Source organism: Winslowiella toletana (genome assembly GCF_032164335.1).
GTDB lineage: Bacteria > Pseudomonadota > Gammaproteobacteria > Enterobacterales > Enterobacteriaceae > Erwinia > Erwinia toletana_A.
The window spans coordinates 1,318,587-1,337,286 of the sequence record NZ_CP134152.1 but is presented as its reverse complement, the minus strand read 5'-3'; the positions used below and the strand labels follow the sequence as shown (position 1 = coordinate 1,337,286).

16 protein-coding genes and 1 riboswitch are annotated in these 18,700 nt (G+C 48.7%); of the genes, 14 read left to right on the top strand and 2 right to left on the bottom strand.

What is annotated here, in order from left to right:
* The first annotated feature begins 2 nt into the window (after nt 1-2).
* The 12 genes from RIN69_RS06265 to RIN69_RS06210 all read left to right on the top strand — a co-directional run bounded on the left by RIN69_RS06265 (nt 3) and on the right by RIN69_RS06210 (nt 12,478).
* Entirely contained in the window at nt 3-1,721 is a 1,719-nt protein-coding gene (locus RIN69_RS06265) for an urease subunit alpha (RefSeq protein ID WP_313856289.1), read from the top strand.
* Between the two features lie 39 nt (nt 1,722-1,760).
* On the top strand, nt 1,761-2,402 hold the full coding sequence (gene ureE, locus RIN69_RS06260) for an urease accessory protein UreE (RefSeq protein WP_313856288.1): 642 nt from the start codon (nt 1,761-1,763) through the stop codon (nt 2,400-2,402).
* Complete coding sequence (locus RIN69_RS06255) at nt 2,386-3,102, top strand: urease accessory protein UreF (protein WP_313856286.1); 717 nt, start codon at nt 2,386-2,388, stop codon at nt 3,100-3,102. Before ureE ends, RIN69_RS06255 begins: the two co-directional genes overlap by 17 nt.
* 16 nt (nt 3,103-3,118) lie before the next feature.
* Nucleotides 3,119-3,742, top strand: a complete 624-nt coding sequence (gene ureG / locus RIN69_RS06250) for an urease accessory protein UreG (protein ID WP_313856285.1) — start codon at nt 3,119-3,121, stop codon at nt 3,740-3,742.
* 9 nt (nt 3,743-3,751) lie between these two features.
* Complete coding sequence (locus tag RIN69_RS06245; protein ID WP_313856283.1) at nt 3,752-4,702, top strand: urease accessory protein UreD; 951 nt, start codon at nt 3,752-3,754, stop codon at nt 4,700-4,702.
* A 102-nt stretch (nt 4,703-4,804) separates the two neighbouring features.
* On the top strand, nt 4,805-5,803 hold the full coding sequence (gene yut / locus RIN69_RS06240; RefSeq protein ID WP_313856281.1) for an urea transporter: 999 nt from the start codon (nt 4,805-4,807) through the stop codon (nt 5,801-5,803).
* 35 nt (nt 5,804-5,838) lie between these two features.
* Nucleotides 5,839-7,593 carry a SulP family inorganic anion transporter gene (locus tag RIN69_RS06235; RefSeq protein ID WP_313856279.1) on the top strand — a complete coding sequence of 585 codons (1,755 nt, stop codon included), beginning with the start codon at nt 5,839-5,841 and terminating at the stop codon, nt 7,591-7,593.
* A gap of 80 nt (nt 7,594-7,673) precedes the next feature.
* The gene (locus tag RIN69_RS06230) at nt 7,674-9,263 is read left to right on the top strand and encodes an ABC transporter substrate-binding protein (RefSeq protein ID WP_313856277.1); all 1,590 of its coding nucleotides are present in this window, start codon (nt 7,674-7,676) and stop codon (nt 9,261-9,263) included.
* An 11-nt stretch (nt 9,264-9,274) separates the two neighbouring features.
* A complete protein-coding gene (locus RIN69_RS06225; RefSeq protein WP_313856276.1) occupies nt 9,275-10,273 on the top strand; it encodes an ABC transporter permease in 999 nt (332 codons plus the stop codon).
* Nucleotides 10,273-11,085 carry an ABC transporter permease gene (locus RIN69_RS06220; protein WP_313857618.1) on the top strand — a complete coding sequence of 271 codons (813 nt, stop codon included), beginning with the start codon at nt 10,273-10,275 and terminating at the stop codon, nt 11,083-11,085. The genes RIN69_RS06225 and RIN69_RS06220 overlap by 1 nt, the downstream gene beginning before the upstream one ends.
* The gene (locus RIN69_RS06215) at nt 11,079-11,885 is read left to right on the top strand and encodes an ATP-binding cassette domain-containing protein (protein ID WP_313856275.1); all 807 of its coding nucleotides are present in this window, start codon (nt 11,079-11,081) and stop codon (nt 11,883-11,885) included. The genes RIN69_RS06220 and RIN69_RS06215 overlap by 7 nt, the downstream gene beginning before the upstream one ends.
* Nucleotides 11,885-12,478: an ATP-binding cassette domain-containing protein gene (locus RIN69_RS06210; protein ID WP_313856273.1), complete on the top strand. Its 594-nt coding sequence runs from the start codon at nt 11,885-11,887 to the stop codon at nt 12,476-12,478. The genes RIN69_RS06215 and RIN69_RS06210 overlap by 1 nt, the downstream gene beginning before the upstream one ends.
* Before the next feature lie 137 nt (nt 12,479-12,615).
* Here RIN69_RS06210 and RIN69_RS06205 read toward each other — a convergent pair whose 3' ends face one another.
* The gene (locus RIN69_RS06205; RefSeq protein ID WP_313856271.1) at nt 12,616-13,629 is read right to left on the bottom strand and encodes a magnesium transporter; all 1,014 of its coding nucleotides are present in this window, start codon (nt 13,627-13,629) and stop codon (nt 12,616-12,618) included.
* A gap of 56 nt (nt 13,630-13,685) precedes the next feature.
* Nucleotides 13,686-13,870: riboswitch (M-box (ykoK) riboswitch) on the bottom strand.
* 523 nt (nt 13,871-14,393) lie between these two features.
* Between RIN69_RS06205 and RIN69_RS06200 the strand changes: the two genes are divergently transcribed.
* Together RIN69_RS06200 and RIN69_RS06195 are read left to right on the top strand one after the other, a co-directional pair.
* Nucleotides 14,394-15,884, top strand: a complete 1,491-nt coding sequence (locus RIN69_RS06200) for a basic amino acid/polyamine antiporter (RefSeq protein WP_313856269.1) — start codon at nt 14,394-14,396, stop codon at nt 15,882-15,884.
* A 38-nt stretch (nt 15,885-15,922) separates the two neighbouring features.
* Nucleotides 15,923-17,194 carry a phosphatidylserine decarboxylase family protein gene (locus tag RIN69_RS06195; protein WP_313856267.1) on the top strand — a complete coding sequence of 424 codons (1,272 nt, stop codon included), beginning with the start codon at nt 15,923-15,925 and terminating at the stop codon, nt 17,192-17,194.
* A 208-nt stretch (nt 17,195-17,402) separates the two neighbouring features.
* On the opposite strand, the gene RIN69_RS06190 is transcribed toward RIN69_RS06195, so the two are convergent.
* On the bottom strand, nt 17,403-18,674 hold the full coding sequence (locus RIN69_RS06190) for a phosphatidylserine decarboxylase family protein (protein ID WP_313856266.1): 1,272 nt from the start codon (nt 18,672-18,674) through the stop codon (nt 17,403-17,405).
* Nucleotides 18,675-18,700: the final 26 nt, after the last annotated feature.

The following is an 18,700-nucleotide window of genomic DNA, read 5'->3' as shown; positions in this document are numbered from 1 at the left end:
TCATGCCAACAATTTCAAGAAAAGAATATGCCAGTCTGTTTGGACCAACCGCCGGTGACAAAATTCGCTTAGGTGAGACCGACCTTTATATTGAAATCGAAAAAGATCTGCGTGGTTACGGTGAAGAATCCGTATACGGCGGAGGCAAATCGCTGCGTGATGGAATGGGCGCCAATAACACGTTAACGCGTGATAACGGCGTGCTGGATTTGGTGATTACCAACGTCACCATTGTTGATGCCAAACAGGGTGTCATCAAAGCTGATGTCGGTATCAAAGATGGCCTGATTGTTGGCATCGGTAAAAGTGGCAACCCGGCAGTCATGGACGGCGTGACGCCAAATATGATTGTCGGACTGAGCACTGACGCCATTTCCGGCGAACACTTAATCCTGACCGCTGCCGGTATCGACAGCCATATTCACTTTATCTCGCCACAGCAGGCTTATGCTGCGCTGTCCAATGGTGTTACCACCTTCTTTGGTGGCGGTATTGGCCCAACAGATGGCACCAACGGCACCACGGTAACGCCAGGGCCGTGGAATATTCGCAACATGCTGCGTTCGTTTGAAGGACTGCCGGTCAATGTTGGCCTGTTAGGTAAAGGCAACGCCTTCGGCAGAGCCCCACTGGTGGAGCAAATTGTTGCAGGTGTCGCCGGTTTGAAAGTGCATGAAGACTGGGGTGCTACGCCAAACGCGATACGCCACTCATTGCGCATCGCGGACGAAATGGATGTTCAGGTATCGGTGCATACCGACAGCCTTAACGAAGCGGGTTATGTAGAAAACACCATTGAAGCGTTCGAGGGTCGCACCATCCACACCTTCCACACTGAAGGTGCAGGTGGTGGACACGCGCCGGACATCATCAAAGTCGCCAGTCAGCCAAATGTGTTGCCAAGTTCAACCAACCCTACCCTGCCTTTCGGCATCAACACTCAGGCCGAACTGTTCGACATGATCATGGTTTGTCACAACCTGAATCCGAACGTAGCTGCAGATGTCTCTTTCGCGGAAAGCCGCGTACGTCCGGAAACTATCGCTGCCGAAAACGTGCTTCATGACATGGGGGTTATCTCTATGTTCTCCAGTGACTCTCAGGCAATGGGCCGCGTTGGGGAGAACTGGTTGCGCATCGTGCAGACCGCTCATGCGATGAAGTGTGCACGCGGCAAACTGCCGGAAGACAGCGACAGCAACGATAACTTCAGGGTACTGCGCTATGTCGCCAAAGTCACCATTAACCCGGCAATTGCGCAGGGTGTAAGCCACGTTATTGGCTCAGTTGAAGTGGGCAAAATGGCTGACCTGGTACTGTGGGATCCGCGCTCGTTCGGCGCTAAACCAAAGCTGGTGATTAAGGGTGGGATGATCAACTGGGCGCTGATGGGCGATCCCAATGCGTCGTTACCAACACCGCAGCCAGTGTTCTATCGCCCGATGTTTGGTGCGATGGGTAAAACCCTGCAGGACACCTGTGTCACTTTCGTTTCTCAGGCCGCACTGGATGACGGCGTGAAAGAGAAAGCAGGACTGGAGCGTCAGGTTATTGCCATCAAAAATTGCCGATCGATTACCAAACAGGATTTGGTGCGCAACTCAGCCACGCCACACATTGATGTCGATCCTGAAACATTCGCCGTAAAAGTTGACGGGGTGCATGCCACCTGTGAACCGATCACTACTGCGGTAATGAACCAGAAATACTTCTTTGGCTAAGCGCACCTTTCGCGCGTTCTGATCTAAGGCGATTACAACATGATACTGATTGAAAACATTATTGGTAATACTAAAAACGACCCGTCATGGCAAGAAAAAACCAAGGAATATCAGCACGATGTGTTGTCTCTCGAGCAGTGGGAAGCCCAGAAGAGTCGTTGCCGTAAGCAAAGTGAACAAGGGCTTGATATCGGTATCGCGCTGGATCGCCGTGTTCGGTTAACGGATGGGGATGTTTTGTTATGTGATGACGACAAAAAATATCTGTTAACCGTTCATATCACCCTGCGCGAAGTTCTGGTTATCCACCTGGAAAGCCTGGCAGATGCAGGTTTCGAAGCGTCTATTAAACGCGTGTTTGAACTGGGGCATGCCCTGGGTAACCAACACTGGAAGTCAGTGATTAAAAGCACTGAGGTGTATGTGCCGCTGACTGTCGAAAAGAAAATGATGAATTCGGTCATGAAAACCCACGGCTACAGTGAGTCTGAATATCACTTTGTACCGGGTGAAACAGTGCTACCGCTTCTCACCCCGTCTGAGTCGCGACTGCTGTTTGGTGGCGCTGAAGATTCCCATGTGCATGTCAGCGTGATCCACCAGCATTCACATGAAGACCATGCTCATCCTCACCATCACGACCACGCACCTCATGGGAAAGAGCATGAGCATAAACATTAATATTGATGAACCACACCAGCTTCTTCATCTGGTCAGGGTGCTTCAATTTGGTGACTCGGTGCTGCCAGTAGGAGCATTTTCCTTTTCCTGCGGGGTTGAATCAGCCATTCAGGTTGGGCTGGTTCACGATGTTGTGACGTTAAAAGCCTTTGTCGAAACCTCGCTAAGGCAGGCCGCACAATGCGATGCCATTGGGTTGGCCCATGCTCATCAAGCCTTGCTTGATGGCGACTTCAGGCAAATTCTGGCCGTTGATCGCGAGATTATTAATCGCAAACTCAACGATGAAGCGCGGGTAATGACTCAGCGGATGGGCAAGAAGCTGGTGGAAATGACCATCAAAGTCTTCGAGTCAGAAGTGCTGACGTGGTGGCTTGATAAAATTAAGGCCGGTGAAACCGCAGGCACCTTTCCGGTAAGCCAGGCATTAATCATGGCATTACAGGGTGTCAGCGCCCAGGAAGCCATCGCCATGCATCAGTATGGCGTTGCCATGACAATCTTAAGCGCCGCACAACGGTTGATGCGAATAACGCACTTTGATAGCCAGAAAATTCTGTTTGAGGTTAACAAAAGCATACCCGAATTTTGCCAGCAGGCCGTTAATGCAAATATCAGCGAGATGGCATCGTACACGCCACTGATCGATATTCTGGCAGCCGTACACGTTGATGCGCATGTGCGTTTATTTATGAATTAATGAAAAGGAAAGAACAATGAAAAAAATTACGCGCTTAGGTATTGGCGGCCCGGTCGGCTCAGGTAAAACAGCCATCATTGAAGTAATCACGCCAAAATTAATTGAGCGAGGTTATAAGCCGCTGATCATTACCAATGATGTGGTGACCACTGAAGATGCTAAACAAGTCAAACGTACCCTGAAAGGTATTCTCGACGAAGACAAAATTTTAGGCGTTGAAACCGGCGCCTGCCCGCATACCGCGGTGCGCGAAGATCCCAGCATGAATATTGCTGCCGTCGAGGAAATGGAAGATAAATATCCTGACAGCGATCTGATCATGATTGAAAGCGGCGGCGATAATTTAACCCTGACCTTCAGTCCGGCGCTGGCTGATTTTTATATCTATGTTATTGATGTGGCCGAAGGGGAAAAAATTCCGCGTAAAAATGGGCCGGGCCTGGTGCAGGCCGATATTCTGGTAATTAATAAAATTGACTTGGCCCCATACGTTGGCGCGAGCCTTGAGGTCATGGAACATGACACTAAAATTGTGCGCAGCGGCCGTCCCTATATTTTAACCAATTGCAAAACCGGCGAAGGCATCGATGCTCTGGTGGATATGATCGAAAAAGACTTCCTGTTTACGCACGCTAAATAGGGGGCCACGATGCAGATTAATGAAGAGGCGCCGCTGGCGCTTGATTCTCTCTCGCTGGGCGCATTAGCGCCCGAATTAGCGAATTATCAACATGAGCCGCCGCAAATGGCCAGTGCCGCCGTTGGCAAACACGGCTATCTGCGGCTGAGATTTGCTAAGCGTGGCGCTAAAAGTACCCTGCATGAAATGGAAAGAAAAGTACCGCTGCTGGTACAAAAAGCGCTCTACTGGGATGAGGAAATGCCGTTCCTGCCCTGTGTGACGATGATTTCCACTTCAGGATGTATTTTGCAGGGTGATCGCTTAACCGTTGAGATTGACGTTGACGCGGGAGCGTGTGCCCACGTTACCACGCAATCTGCGACTAAAGTTCATTCGATGGATAATAACTTCGCCGCACAAACGCAGCATATTCGCGTCGGAAAGCAGGCCTATCTTGAATTTATGCCCGACCAGCTGATCCCGCATCGCAATTCACGATTTATCAGTGATACCGTGATTGAATGTGACAGCACCGCGACCGTCATTTATTCAGAGATTTTAATGTCCGGGCGCAAATATCATCATCAGGATGAGCGTTTTGGATTTGATGTCTACTCTTCCCGCATTACGGCGAAAAATGAGCTTGGCAACACCCTGTTTAATGAAAAACTGGTGTTAACGCCGAAAGAAAGGCCGCTGGATGTGGTAGGCGTAATGGGCAAATTTGACGTTTACGGCAACGTCATTGTTTTAACACCGAAAGAACATCAGGATGAAATTTTAGCCCAGTCGCCATCATTTTACAGCGAGCAGTTGTGTTATGGCGTCAGCCGTTTACCGAATGAATCAGGGCTTATTTTCAAAGTGCTTTCGTGCGACAGCACCGATGTAAAAAATGCTATCCGCGAATTCTGGCAAAAAGTTCGTAAAGTCACCACCGGATATTCATTACCCACGCCGTTTATCTGGAAAGTATGATTATTCCGTATTTGTGCCAGCCGAGGAAAAAGGGCTTCTATTGCCCTCTTTTCTCAAAGAGTTCGCCAGGGCAAAAGTCAATTATCAGGAGGAGTTACTGATATGAGTATCTCATCAAGCATATCAACTAAATGGGATCATTTCGCAGATTCCAACGGCGTGATTAAGTTTATCGACGTGACGCTGCGTGGATGCGCGCAGGTGATGTTTCAAAATAATCCGCTTACCGGATTAATCTTCTTTATTGCAATATTTATTGCTGCCTACGGTGAGGGAAACCCCGCTGCGGCATATGGCTGTGTTCTGGGTACCCTGATAGCAACATTTACCGGCCGGTTTCTTCGCGATCGCACATCCTGGCTGGCGGGACTTTACGGTTACAACGGCTGTCTGGTTGGGGTTGCGCTGCCGACCTTTCTGGCAGTGACGCCACTGCTTTGGTGCTGCATTGTTATTGGCAGCATCGTTTCGGTTATCGCCACCGTCAGTATTGCCGACGTACTGAAAACCTGGAAGGTTGCGGCGTTAACGGCTCCGTTCGTACTGACAACCTGGGTTATTTTGCTGGCAAGCTATGCGTTTTCTGATCTGCCAGCCTCAGGCTTGCCGGTCCCTGAACTTCCTCTTCCTTTAATGGATGTCAGCGCACAAAGCTTTTTTAACGACAGAATCTTCGAAAATTTATTTAAAGGCATTTCTGAAGTCTATTTATTGAGTAGCGTCACCGCCGGTGTGCTGTTTGTTGTCGGTCTCGCGGTGGCATCACGCTGGGCGGCGATATTCGCTATCGGTGGCTCGTTTCTCGCCATTATCACTGCCGCGTTGCTGGGTGCGAAAGCCAACAGTATTGAGAGCGGACTGTATGCGTTTAGCGCCGTACTGACGGCCATCGCCCTCGGTTCCACCTTCAATAAACCAAGCTGGCGCGTGCTGGGTTACACCTTGATTGGCGTGGTGTTTACCGTTTTTGTTCAGGGCGCGATGAATACGTTGCTGACTCCAGTGGGCATACCGACGCTGACCATGCCGTTTGTGCTGGCGTCGTGGCTATTCCTGGTACCGAATCAGGATATTATGCCACCGCATCGTCAAGGGCAGTAATGCTTTGCTGACCGATGATAACAGGAGCCACCCCAATGCTGTTGCATAAATTAATTGGCTGGATGCCAGGGCTTAACGATCTCATCCATTATAAGAAAGCGTTTATCAAGGATGATATTGTGGCAGGACTTTCGGTTTCCGCCGTAGCATTGCCGGTGGCTATTGCCTACACCCAGTTAATGGGCATTAACCCGGTGATTGGGCTGTATGCCTGTATCCTGCCGATGATTGTTTATGCATTATTTGGTACTTCGCGCCAGCTTATTGTCGGGCCTGATGTGGCAACCTGCGCGGTTATTGCCTCGGTAACCATGCCGTTAGCAATGGGAAATAGTGATGTCATATGGGAACTGACTATTATTATGACCATCATGACAGGGCTGTGGTGCCTGCTTGCAGGTTATTTTCGGCTCGCTATTTTTGCCGAGTTTCTGTCACAACCTATTCTGACGGGCCTGTTTAACGGCGTGGCGGTCACTATCGTTGCCAGCCAGATGAGCAATATTTTTGGCCTGACTCCGTTACCCACCAACTTCATCGCCAGCGTGCTGGCGTTACCGGGAAAAATAGTCGAACTGCACGGGATTACGCTGGCACTGGCCTTAAGCAGCCTGGCGATTTTATTACTTTTTAAAAAATTCAGACCGACCTGGCCCTCTACGCTTATCGTGATGGTACTCGGTACCGTGCTGAGTGGTTTTTTTGACTTCCATGCCGCCGGCATTGCCATAATTGGTGATATCGGCACAGGTTTACCGCATATTCACACTCCCTACTTTGACTTCTTGCTATATAAAGAACTGCTGATCCCCTCGCTTAACCTGACGGTTATCAGTATCGCCAGTTACATGATGACGGTCAGAAGCTTTGCAGAAAAAAATCATTATGAAGTGGATATTGACCAGGAGCTACGCGCATTAGGCTATATCAATATTGCCGCTGGCATCAGTCAGGGATTTGCCGTAAGCGCCGCGACCAGCCGCACCGCCGTTAACGATGCTAACGGTGGCAAAACCCAGATGGTCTCTGTTGTAGCGGCATTAATGATTGCGCTGGTACTGTTTTTCCTGACGCAATACCTGAGTTTTATCCCGCTGGCCGTACTCGGCGCCGTGCTTGTTTTTTCAGCGACCTCAATGTTTAGTCTGTCCACGCTGTATGCGATGCGTAAAACCAACCGCGCAGATTTTATTTTAGCGTCATTTACGTTTCTGGCGGTGCTGGTCGTTGGATTAGTGAACGGTATTGGCTTTGCTATTCTGGTCGGATTACTGCAGTTTTTGCACACTGTTTTCAGACCAACCGATTTACTCCTTGGTTTAGACGACGGTGGCGTTGTTCGCTCCATGCGTGCGGATAATGATATTAAACCGATCCCCGGTGCGCTGTTGTACCGTTTTAACTCACCACTTACCTATTTTAATATCAGCTACTTTAAAAAGCGTATTCATCAACTTATTGATGACTCACCCACACCGTTGCAATGGGTGATTATCGATGCTGCAAGCAGTTTTACCTATAACGACTCTACGGTGATGAAATATATCAGCGAACTGGCAAATGAATTAAAAAACAGAGAGATAAAATTAATTTTAGCCGGACGCAGCAGCGAATTACGCTCATGGTTACTTAAAAACCAACTGGCCTTGTACCCGAAAGGGCCGATATTAGTTCCCGATCTCTATTTTGCCATCGGTCTGATGCAAAGCTATCGCGAACAAAATGAAATTAACGAACAAACTCTGGCACTGGATTCCGCTGTTGCGCACAGAACCAGCCAGCTTAACTGATTTTGAACAAAATGATTAACCTGCGCAAAAAGATAGCATTGCATGATTTATCTTACCGCCATGGAATTTAAGGAAACGACATGCCACTGAACCTGAAAGCACTAAGTTATGCACTTGCCTTAATCGTAAGTACTTCACCGTTTTTTTCCCATGCTGATAATTCGCCGTCACCGCGACACTCGCTCAAACTGGCGATTGGTGACGAACCAGCAGAAGGCTTTGATCCTTTGTTGGGCTGGGGTCACGGCAGCTACTTGTTATTACACAGCCCGCTGTTAAAACAGAAAATCGATTTAAGCTGGGATAATTTACTCACCGAGGAAGTGGTTAATAGCACCGACGGAAAAACCTGGACAATAACACTTAAACCCGACCTGAAATTCTCTGATGGTTCTTCTCTCACCGCCAGAGACGTCGCCTTTACCTATAATCAGGCTGCGCAAAGCGGCGGTAAAATTGATATGGGTAATTTTGCCTCAGCCAAAGCTCTGGACGACCGTCAGGTTGAAATTGCCTTATCTGCGCCGCAAAGCACATTCGTCAATGTCTTAGGATCGCTCGGGATCGTGTCTGAAGAAAAATACGATGCAAAAACCTATGCGCAGAATCCTGTCGGCGCAGGCCCCTATCGCCTGGTAGATTTCCAGCCGGGTCAGCAACTCATCGTCGAAGCGAACCCTTATTATTCCGGCCCTAAAAATGATTTCGATAAGCTGGTCTTCGTCTTTTTAGATGAAGACAGTGCCTACGCGGCAGCGCAAAGTGGCCAGTTAGGGTTAGTCAGAATAGCGCCTTCTGTCGCGGTGACACCGAAACAGGGTTTAAAACTGTGGGTTCGTCCGAGCGTAGAAAACCGCGGAATTGTTTTCCCAACCACGCCCGCCGGAAAAAAAGACGCCAACGGTTATCCTGTCGGCAATGATGTTACTGCCGATGTCGCTATCCGCCGCGCCATCAACTACGCCATTGACCGTCAACTGCTTGCTGACCAACTAATGGAAGGCCACGCCATCCCCGCCTACACCGCCGTACAGGGTTTGCCCTGGGATAACCCAAAGGCATCGTTTAAAGACGGTGATATTGCCAGAGCGAAACAGATTCTGGATGACGCCGGCTGGAAAGCTGGCGATGACGGAATTCGGGTCAAAAACGGTAAAAAAGCGCAGCTCACGCTTTGGTACGCCAGTGGTGACAGCACCCGACGCGATCTGGCGCAGGCGGTTCGCGCCATGGTGAAACCTTTGGGTATCGAGATGGATCTGAAATCCGGCAGCTGGGAAACGGTTGAGCGAAATATGCATGCCAACCCGACACTGTTTGGCTGGGGCGGCCTCGATCCAATGGAGCTTTACCATCATTACAGCAGCAAAACCGCTGGCATTGAGTATTTCAACCCGGGCTACTACAGCAATAAAACGGTTGACCAGCATCTGCAACAGGCACTTGATGCACCAACCTGGCAGCAAGCTGTTCCTTTCTGGCAGCAGGTTGAATGGGACGGCAAAACCGGAGTAGGCGTACAAGGCGATGCAGCCTGGGCCTGGCTGCTTAATTTACAACATACTTATCTTGCAAATCCCTGCGTCGACTTAGGCAACGCCGCGCCTGAAGTTCACGGCAGCTGGTCGGTACTGAACAATCTGCAAGACTGGAAATGGACGTGCAACTGAAGCGCCTCTTTATGACAACGCTGAGCGTGGCCCGGTCTGACGGGCTGCGCCAGCTGCTGTTTACATTGCTGCGGCTGGTACTGCTGCTGATTCTGGTGATGGCGGGAACCTTTACGCTACTCAGCTTTTCGCCGGTTGACCCGATTCGAGCCTACATCGGTAACGATTTACTGCATGTGCCTCCTCAACAGTATCCGTTGATCGCTGCGCGCTGGGGATTGGATCAACCTTTATGGCTGCGTTTCTGGCACTGGTTTTCGCAACTGATACAGGGCGATCTCGGTTATTCGATGGTGTATAACGCCCCCGTAGCGCAAGTGATCGGTGAGCGCTTCTCGGTTTCTTTTGCCTTATTAGCCAGTGCGTGGGTGTTGTCAGGCGTGTCAGGTATCCTGATGGGATTTCTCGCCGGACGTTATCTCAATCGCTGGCCGGACCGGTTAATCTGCCGCATCAGCTATCTGTCATCTTCACTGCCGACGTTTTGGGTCGGATTATTACTGCTGGTCATTTTTGCCGTGCACTGGCAATGGTTTCCGGTTTGCTGTGCCTGGGATCCGGGCAGCAACGCGCAGGACGCCAGCATTGGCGATCGTATTCATCATTTAATTTTGCCGGTGATTGCGCTGAGCCTGATGGGCTTTGGACAAATCGCGCTGCACACCCGGGAGAAAATTGCCGAAGTGATGCGCAGTGATTTTGTGCACTATGCCCGCGCGCAGGGTGATAAAGGCTGGTCATTGTTACGCGTACAAGTATTTCGCCATGCGCTGACACCGGCGTTATGCCTGCAATTCGCTTCGATAGGAGAATTGCTTGGCGGATCGTTACTGGCCGAAAAAATATTTGCTTACCCCGGCTTAGGGCAAGCCACCATTGACGCCGGGCTGCGCGGCGATATTCCTCTGCTGATGGGCATTGTGCTGTTTTGTACGCTGCTGGTGTTTTGCGGCAATAGTCTCTCTGCGCTGTTATTGGCAAGAATGAACCGGATTCTGGAACATAAATGATGCTAAATAATCCCGCTCCAGCGTTGCTACGGGTGATCTTTTCCACCCTGCTTCTCAGCCTGTTGACGATATATGGTATTTCTTTGCTGTCAGCTGATATACCGATCGATCTGCTGGCGCGCTATCAGCCACCGAGCGCTGCACACTGGTTTGGCACTGACAATATGGGGCGTGACCTGTGGTTACGCTGCTTTCAGGGCGCATTGATCAGTTTGCAAATTGGTGTTGGCGCAGCATTGTGCAGCGGAATCATCGCGATGCTGGTCGCCAGCCTGACCTTAATCCATCCGACTATCGACCAGGCTCTGCGGTTAGTTATCGACACGTTGCTCTCATTACCGCATTTGCTGTTGCTGATCTTAATTTGCTTTACCGTGGGGGGTGGAAAGCAAGGTGTGATCATCGCCGTCGCCTTAACTCACTGGCCAAAGCTGGCATTAATCCTGCGGGCGGAAGCACAACGCATCCGCACCAGTGATTACATGACGCTGGCCCAGCGGATAGGAAATGGTCGTTGGTACTGCTGGCGGGCGCATTATCTGCCCGCGTTATCGTCACAGTGGTTTGTTGGCACGCTGTTGATGTTTCCTCATGCAGTGTTACATAGCGCAGCGCTGAGCTTTCTCGGCTTCGGGCTGGCACCGCATGAACCGTCACTGGGCATTTTGCTGTCAGATGCTTTACGTTTTCTCAGCAATGGGAGTTGGTGGTTGGCGGTGTTTCCCGGCCTGATGCTTTTGCTGATTGTTTTACTGTTTGATCAAAGCGTTCGCGCTATTCACTCCCTGTGGCTGAGGAATCAATCATGCTAAATTTCAGGCACGTCTCTGTTGAAAATGTTCACTACAATTGGTTTGGCCGCAAACGGCTCTCACCGATCCTCAGCGATATCAATCTGACGCTGCAACGCGGTGAAATTACCGCGCTGGTAGGTGGCAGCGGCGAAGGTAAGAGCCTGCTGCTGCAAAGTGCCCTGGCGCTGTTGCCGGAAAATTTGCGGATGCGCGGAGAGATCAGGCTTGAAGGTAAATCGCTTAATTCACGGCAATGCCAAAAGTTGCGTGGAAATACCCTGTGCTATGTGCCGCAAGGCGTAAGTTCGCTTAATCCTTTACTCAGGGTGGGCACTCAACTGAAGCGCAGCCTGCAACTGAGCGGCAGACATACCTGCGCGCTGGCACTTGAGCAGCAGATTAAACACTTTCATCTTCAGACCGACATCCTGCTGAAGTACCCCAGGCAGTTATCCGGCGGTATGGCAAAGCGTGTGCTGGCATGTAATGCCGCGTTGGGCGGAGCGCACTATATTCTGGCGGATGAAATTACTGCCTGGCTCGATGAACCGCTGGCCTTCCAGCTCTTACAACAGTTACGCGCGCTGAGCGCCCAGGGTGCCGGAGTACTGTGGGTAACGCACGATCTGTCACTGGCGGCGCGTTTTGCCGATCGTATCGTCGCGCTTAATGAGGGGCGGATTAGCGATGATATCTCAATCAATGAATTAAAAAACGGCAGCGGCAGCGCAGCGCTACGCCGACACTGGCTGGCGCTGCCGGAATACTACAGCTTATTTCCTGACGACAGCTCGTCAGTTCAGGCACGGAGAGCGTGATGTTTTGTGTTTCTCAGCTGACTATCGAGCAAGATAAGCGCCTGCTCTGGAATAATTTATCTTTTGATTTATCCGCGGGTGAAAGATTAGGAATATCCGCGCCAAGCGGTTATGGCAAAACAATGTTAGGCCGGGTATTGGCCGGCTGGCAGGCATATCAGCAGGGGCAAATTACCCTGGATGGTCTCCCGCTGCCGAAGCATGGCTATTGTCCTGTCCAGTTAGTTCCGCAACATCCCGAGCTTACATTTAATTCATTCCGCACCACGGGAGATGCGCTACGCGACGCGTGGAGCCCTGATGAAACCCAGATGGCGCATTTTCACGTCAATCCAGAGTGGCTGACGCGTAAACCCGGCCAGCTTTCCGGCGGTGAACTGGCGCGCATTGCGCTACTGCGCGCGCTTGATCCGCGTACTCGCCTGCTGATTGCTGATGAAGTGACTGCGCAACTTGATCCCCCTATCCAGCGAGACATCTGGCAGCGGTTAATTATCGAATCTCAGCAACGCGGTCTGAGCATCATTATTTTTAGTCATCAGCTGGCATTACTGCAGCAAATCTGCACGCGCATTATTGTTGCGCCGGTTTAGGAGGCAGGTGTTTCTGAAGAATAACTGCGGCTGATGCGTTGCAAAAATAACAAAAAAGCTGCACCGACCGGTGCAGCTTTTGTTTTCAGCAGACCCCGCCAGGATCCGAACATGGCTGAGCGGATATTCAGGCCGGTTTAATTAAGTTCTAAAAAATATTGTGCAATTTTGAAGTAGATAATCAGCCCGGTACCATCAATGAGAGTGGCAATAAAAGGTGCTGAGACAACAGCGGGATCTATGCCCACGCGTTTTAAAACCATCGGAATAACTGATGAAATGATTGCACTCCACATGGTGATACAAACCAATGTCAGACTGACGATAAGCGTTATTTCAGGCCCAATCCCCATCATCCAGGCTCTACCGCAGCCCGCTAAACCCAGCGTGACTGCCACCATCAGTGATGTTGTCATCTCCTTGCGAATAATTTTACCCAAATCGCGCAAATGCACTTCACCCAGCGCCATAGCGCGCACCAGTGTTGAGGTAATCTGCGTGCCGCTGTTCCCTCCGGTACCAATCAGCAAAGGAATAAAGAAGGCCAGTGCAATCGCTGACTCTAACGCATCTTCAAAGTGCTGAATGACGCTGCTGGTGTAAGCTTCAGCAATAAATAGCAACAATAACCATACCGCACGTTTCTTCCACAGGGTAACTGGGCTGGTTTCAAGATAAGGTTTATCAAGTGGCAAACTTGCCCCTTGCCTTTGTGCATCTTCAGTAACATCATCCTCTAATAAATGCGCAATTTCTTTCGCTGTTACGCATCCCACGAGTTTGCCATTACTGACGACGGGGAGAATATCACAGTCGCTTTTAGAAATTAATTCGACAATATCTTGCCTTTGATCACCCGGTGCCAGACTAATGTAGCTTTCATCCATTAAATTAGTGATTGGCTGCATCACCTCTTTTTCTTGCAACATTTTTTTTACGGATAATATCCCACATAACTTTTTTCCATCCGTGATAAACACCTGTGATGGTATATCGTCATCTTTGAGTTTAGTTAGAAACATCTCGCGAGCTTCGTAAACCTGCAGGATATGCGGCAATGCGATATAGTCAGTGTCCATATACTGAGCTATAGCATCATCTTCAAATTCTGAATAATTGTTATGAATGGTATGTTTGACGTGATGAGGCATGGTTTAATTCCCTATAGAATAAAAATCTCATAGGGGCGACAAGACTTCAATAGGAAAATGGATCCCTACGTCTTGGTTTTAGCACTATACAACGTATCTCACGTTGTCTGCGACAACATAAGAAGTTACCTTGGCAACACCTTGATTCGATGAAACCTGTATTTCCCTGCGAGGCCTCTCTCGATGCCATCAGGGCGGTAACTTGTGTTTGTATAGGAGCCTCGCCATAACGAGATCGTTAACAACAGAACTATCTTACACAGCATCTTCATCATAACGTGTAAAAAATAGATTACGTTTATCAATTGTTTACAAAACCATACTAAGGGTGAGGCTTTTTAGCCTGCGCTTCACGATTACACAACATTATTCTACTGCGAGTTTTTTTAGGACTCCCCGCGACAACACCTGGCGGGCATCCTTTAATGCTACATATATCCCAGCCATCGAATGACTTTCGCAGATTTTTTAAAGTCACGCTTCCTGATTGCATTCTGTTAGATAGCCGTTGAACATTATAACAACCCGCGTAATCAAAAAACCCTCTGCATCATCATAACATTTACAATAATGAAACTTGCTTTTGATATATAATGCAATAACATATTAATTCTTGATTGGTTATCTTGAAAATATTTTACTTCTTCCTGTTTTCCTACAGGCATCAGATAAATTTGACGCCACCTGTTTTGTCGTCTGATACCGGAGCCATTGATTAAACCTTAATATAAGGAATGACATTTCATTCACTTTAAGGATTTATAATGGCGGTTGACAAGCAAGCTAAACCTGCCCCTACCAAACAACTTGGCGTGCTTGCGATGACGTTACTCGTTATCAGCGCGATGTTTGGTGGGGGTGTATACAACATCCCGCAAAACATGGCTCAATCAGCCGCACTGGGCGCGATTTTGATCGCCTGGGTCGTTACCGGATTGGGCGTTTTTTTCCTCGCAAGAACCTTTCAGATTCTTGCGGACATTCATCCAGAAATGACGTCGGGTATTTACATGTACTCCCGGGCTGGATTTGGGAAATTGAGTGGTTTCTTAATCGCCTGGGGATACTGGATGTCAGCCGCATTCGGTAATGTCGGATACGCCGTATTACTGATGGACGCACTGAATTACTTTTTCCCTCCCTATTTTCAAGGCGGCAATACCTGGCAAGCCATTACTACAGCTTCGATCATCATCTGGGCACTCAGTATTTTTGTTATGCGTGGGGTTAAAGGCATCTCGGTTCTTAACCTTGTTGGCACCATTGCTAAATTTATCCCGGTTGCTGTCTTTATCTTCGTGTTGGCCTTTTTCTCTCTGCGTTACCACATGATGGGAACTGACTTTTGGGGACACTTAAGAGATAACGCATTACATGATCGACCACTTGGCGGCCTTTTCGATCAAGTCAAAAGCACCATGCTGGTAACGCTTTGGATGTATATCGGGATCGAAGGTGCGGTTGTCATGTCTGATAAAGCCGATGGACGCACCGTAAGTCGTGCGACGATTCTCGGCTTTATCATTTCAACTGTCCTGTTTATGTTAGTCAGCATTTTGCCTTTCGGCGTGTTCTCTCAAGGGGAACTTGCCGCCATGAATGCCCCCTCTACAGCGGCAATTCTGAGCGCGATAGTTGGCAAATGGGGTGGCGTCTTTATCAATGTCGGCGTCATCATTGCCTTACTCTCTTCATGGCTGGTGTGGACGCTACTGGTAGCCGAACTGCCGTGGGCGTGTGCTAAAGATGGCACCTTTCCCAAGTTTTTTGCAAAAACGAATGCCAACGGCGTTGCTTCAAACTCACTATGGGTTTCAACACTGGTTATGCAGGCAGCGATGGCACTGGTCTTCTTCTCCAATAATGCCTGGAATGCCATGCTTTCTATTACCGGCGTGGTAATTCTTCCTGCCTATATCGGGTCCGCCGCATTTTTGTGGAAAGTTATAGCCAAAAAAGATTATCCAAAAACTGCACGCTATAGCCTGAACAGCGCATTAGTGACGAGCGTATTAGCAACGCTGTATGGATTTTGGCTGGTTTATGCTGCCGGGATCTCCTTCATCCTTGTTGGATGTGCAATCTACGCCATTGGATTATTAGTATTCGTATGGGCACGTAAAGAACAAGCCCCTAAGGAGCCGTTATTCACAGGCTCAGAAAAAGTATTGGTGATGCTGATTATTATTGCTGCGCTGACCAGCTTGTGGATGCTCTTTACCGGCCATCTCCCGCAGATTTATAAACCATCCTGAATCATAATTTTATTATATAACTTATATCTGGAGTCAAAATGCACGCTTCTTTAAAACCTTGTAATAAGACCTATACCGTTGGAAAATGGATGCCATCCGATCAGCGTACTCTGCGCAATTGGATGTTAAAAATAATGGAAAAGGCCGAGAACAATACCGACGCATTATTACCCTGTGTCGAGGACTTTAAAAACTTTATCGAGAATGACCCGAAAGCATTTATGCTCTTTACGCAAATGTTTGACCAGGTTAATCAAGATGACGCTCACGCACTTTCGCCATCAGGATTACCGCAAGTACGCGATTATCAGCATATGCTGAGCTTAATAAACGTCATCATGACTCATGCGCCAGAGTTCGATGAAACAGGATTAGTGGGCTTCCCTTTTAACGCCATCTTCAACTGGTCTATGGCAACACAAGGCGGCTGGAGTGGTTTCCTGGACGAACGAATCAATAAACATATTAAAACCATACTTAATGAATGGGCGGTGTTTCTCAGTTCAGCTCAAAGCACCTCGGTTTTAAATGACGATCCCCGCTCTGGCTGGTTTGGTGAAGACGCCCGTAAAGCTATGCCGACATTTGTGGATGACTTTATTTGCGACCCATCGCTTGATCATCACGGATTCAAATCATGGGATGATTTCTTTACGCGACAGTTCCGCGAAGGCGTCCGCCCTGTTGCTGAACCCGATAATGATGATGTGATTGTAAATGCCTGTGAGTCAGCACCCTATCGTCTTGCCAAAGATGTGAAACAACGCGATCAATTTTGGATTAAATCACAGCCCTACGCGCTGCAATATATGATGGATAACGATCCTTTGGCTGAGGCTTTTACAGGAGCGACGGTGTATCAGGCATTTCTGAGCGCCCTGAGCTATCACCGCTGGCATGCACCCGTATCAGGCAGGATTGTTAAAACACGTATTATCGATGGAACCTACTACTCCGAAACATTAAGTGAAGGGGAAGATGTTGCAGGCCCAAATGCTTCTCAGGGATATATTACTGAACTGGCAACCCGAGCATTAATTTTTATTGAGGCTGATAATCCGGAAATTGGATTAATGTGCTTTATGGCCGTGGGTATGGCTGAGGTATCCACCTGTGATGTGACCGTTTACGAAGGACAACACGTTACCAAAGGTGAGCAATTGGGCATGTTCCACTTCGGTGGTTCAACTCACTGCTTATTCTTCCGTCCGGAAGTCAATCTGGAGTTTGATTTTCATGGCCAAACGCCGGGACTGGAAAGTAATAATATTCCTGTTAACAGCGCGTTAGCCCGTATCAAACGAAGCTAAGTCACGCAGCCGGGGCAGGCTCCTGCCCCGGAAAAATAATTCAGAGCATAGCGCTTATTCTTATGCCATTCCAGCATCAAGACTTTGCAGCTGTCGTTGATTAACCTTAGAGCCTTACTGATTTATCAGCGCCAGTGATGCCTTTCAACAAGATGAAAGGCATCATATCAGGCAATATAATTATCATTCCCTTTGAGTGGGAGACGAATCAGCCTTTACGCAAGCCAACTTTAGCAATTTGAGCATTGACCGGTATATTATGGCTGTGATGTCCAGGAACCTGACCATGCAGATCAAATTCAATATTCACCTGAGGGCCGAAGAACAGGCAATGGGTTGACCCACCGAAGTGGAACATGCCCAATTGATCGCCTTTTTTGACATATTGCCCTTCAAAAGCGGTAATTTCACAGGTGGATACTTCAGCCATACCAATCGCCATCACGCACATCAGACCGATATCAGGATTATCGGCTTCAATGAAAATAAGACCGCGCGTGGCAATCTCGGCAATATACGACTGCGAGCGATCGGGACCGGCTGCATCGATACCGGCATACAGCGATTCTGAATAATAAGTTCCTTCAATCATCCGCGTTTTCACCACACGACCTGATACCGGTGAATGCCAGCGATGATAGCTCAAGGCACTGAGATACGCCTGATAGATAGTGCCGCCCTCAAACTGAGAGACCAGAGGATCGTTATCCATCATAAATTGCAGAGCATAAGGCTGAGCTTTAATCCAGAATTTATCCCGCAGCTGGACATCGGTTGCGACACGGTAAGGTGCTGACTCACAAGCGTTAATGATGATGGCATCATTATCCGGCTCAGCAACAGGCCGTGCACCTTCGCGTAGAGTACGAGTAAAAAAATCATCCCAGGAATGGAACCCGTAATGCGGTAATTGCGGATCACACTGGAAATCCTCTACAAAAGTTGGCATAGCGTGCAGAGCATCTTTACCGAACCAGCCTTTTTTTGGGTCATCACTCAGAACGTAAGCACTGTCAGCAGAACGCAAGAATTTTCCCCATTCGTTCAGAATCGCTTTCAGGTGCAAGTTGACTTTCTCGTTGATAAACCCAGCCCAGCCACCACGGGTTGCCATCGACCAGTCAAAGAGCGCATTGAACGGACAACCCACCAGCCCGGTTTCATCGAAATCGGGGGCATGGGTCATAATCACATTGATCATGCTCAGCATATGGTGGTAATCGCGTACCTGCGGCAGTCCGCCTGGTGACAGTTTTTTGTCTCTGCCAACCTGATCAAACATCTGGTTAAAAAACATGTACGCTTTAGGATCGCTTTCAATAAAATCCTTAAAATTCTGAACCGCAGGGAGGAGTGGCGTATCATTATTTTCTGCTTTATTCATAATACGCAGTAGCCATTCCGTCAGTGTTTTCTGATCGGAAGGCATCCATTTCCCGATAGTGAAGGTTTTATCGCAAGGATTGATTTCGTTATTCATATTAAACCTCGATTAATTTATAAAAT

What these genes read in the sequence shown, in the direction of transcription:
- RIN69_RS06235 (WP_313856279.1), top strand. Translation starts at nt 5,839, where the DNA reads ATGCTGTTGCATAAATTAATTGGCTGGATGCCAGGGCTTAACGATCTC.
- RIN69_RS06210 (WP_313856273.1), top strand. Translation starts at nt 11,885, where the DNA reads ATGTTTTGTGTTTCTCAGCTGACTATCGAGCAAGATAAGCGCCTGCTC.
- RIN69_RS06205 (WP_313856271.1), bottom strand. Translation starts at nt 13,629, where the DNA reads ATGCCTCATCACGTCAAACATACCATTCATAACAATTATTCAGAATTT.
- RIN69_RS06190 (WP_313856266.1), bottom strand. Translation starts at nt 18,674, where the DNA reads ATGAATAACGAAATCAATCCTTGCGATAAAACCTTCACTATCGGGAAA.
- RIN69_RS06195 (WP_313856267.1), top strand. Translation starts at nt 15,923, where the DNA reads ATGCACGCTTCTTTAAAACCTTGTAATAAGACCTATACCGTTGGAAAA.
- RIN69_RS06245 (WP_313856283.1), top strand. Translation starts at nt 3,752, where the DNA reads ATGCAGATTAATGAAGAGGCGCCGCTGGCGCTTGATTCTCTCTCGCTG.
- ureG (WP_313856285.1), top strand. Translation starts at nt 3,119, where the DNA reads ATGAAAAAAATTACGCGCTTAGGTATTGGCGGCCCGGTCGGCTCAGGT.
- RIN69_RS06220 (WP_313857618.1), top strand. Translation starts at nt 10,273, where the DNA reads ATGCTAAATAATCCCGCTCCAGCGTTGCTACGGGTGATCTTTTCCACC.
- RIN69_RS06200 (WP_313856269.1), top strand. Translation starts at nt 14,394, where the DNA reads ATGGCGGTTGACAAGCAAGCTAAACCTGCCCCTACCAAACAACTTGGC.
- RIN69_RS06230 (WP_313856277.1), top strand. Translation starts at nt 7,674, where the DNA reads ATGCCACTGAACCTGAAAGCACTAAGTTATGCACTTGCCTTAATCGTA.
- RIN69_RS06255 (WP_313856286.1), top strand. Translation starts at nt 2,386, where the DNA reads ATGAGCATAAACATTAATATTGATGAACCACACCAGCTTCTTCATCTG.
- ureE (WP_313856288.1), top strand. Translation starts at nt 1,761, where the DNA reads ATGATACTGATTGAAAACATTATTGGTAATACTAAAAACGACCCGTCA.
- RIN69_RS06265 (WP_313856289.1), top strand. Translation starts at nt 3, where the DNA reads ATGCCAACAATTTCAAGAAAAGAATATGCCAGTCTGTTTGGACCAACC.
- RIN69_RS06215 (WP_313856275.1), top strand. Translation starts at nt 11,079, where the DNA reads ATGCTAAATTTCAGGCACGTCTCTGTTGAAAATGTTCACTACAATTGG.
- yut (WP_313856281.1), top strand. Translation starts at nt 4,805, where the DNA reads ATGAGTATCTCATCAAGCATATCAACTAAATGGGATCATTTCGCAGAT.
- RIN69_RS06225 (WP_313856276.1), top strand. Translation starts at nt 9,275, where the DNA reads ATGACAACGCTGAGCGTGGCCCGGTCTGACGGGCTGCGCCAGCTGCTG.